Here is a 555-nt window from a genome sequence, read left to right as displayed (position 1 = left end):
ACCGAAAGCGCGACGGCGGACGACGACATTCCGCAGGTGCTTCAGGCGCCGACCGCTGAGCCCGAGCCACTTTCTGCGGTTGTCGTGGCGGTGGATGCGGAAACTTTGCCGCCGGTGGAGCCCGATGAGGGGAAAAGCCCCGATGCGGCCGACAAGGGTGGCATCGTCGAGACTGAAGCTGTAGAGGTCGTGGTGCCGCCGGTTCAGCCGGAGCCAAGGGGGCGGGGCGGCAAGAGGAAGAGATGATTTCGCAGAAGGCCAAATATGCCCTTCGTGCGCTGGTTTCACTGGCGCGGGCCGGGCGCGGGGAAAGCCGCATGATCGGAGAGATTGCCCAGGAGCAGGCAATCCCCAAGAAATTTCTCGAACAGATCCTGCTTGAACTCAAGCGGGCCGGGTTCGTGTCCAGCCGCCGCGGGCGCATGGGCGGCTATGAACTGGTCAAGGCGCCGGAAGAGATCATGTATGGCGAAGTGCTGCGGCTGATCGACGGGCCGATTGCGCCGCTGCCCTGTCTCTCCAAGATCGCCTACAAGAAATGCGAAGACTGCCGGG

General features: G+C 63.6%; 2 protein-coding genes. Both read left to right on the top strand.

Annotated elements, in window-relative coordinates; genetic code table 11:
* Positions 1 to 246: hypothetical protein (locus tag ACK4SE_RS14255; protein WP_409694039.1), on the top strand; the 246-nt coding region annotated here is incomplete at its 5' end.
* Positions 243 to 555, top strand: a 313-nt coding sequence (locus ACK4SE_RS14250; protein ID WP_409694036.1) for an RrF2 family transcriptional regulator, incomplete at its 3' end; no start/stop codon positions are given. The genes ACK4SE_RS14255 and ACK4SE_RS14250, both read left to right, overlap by 4 nt.

The organism is Brevundimonas sp., assembly GCF_046293315.1.
GTDB lineage: Bacteria > Pseudomonadota > Alphaproteobacteria > Caulobacterales > Caulobacteraceae > Brevundimonas.
This window is presented reverse-complemented; position numbering and strand designations above follow the sequence as displayed.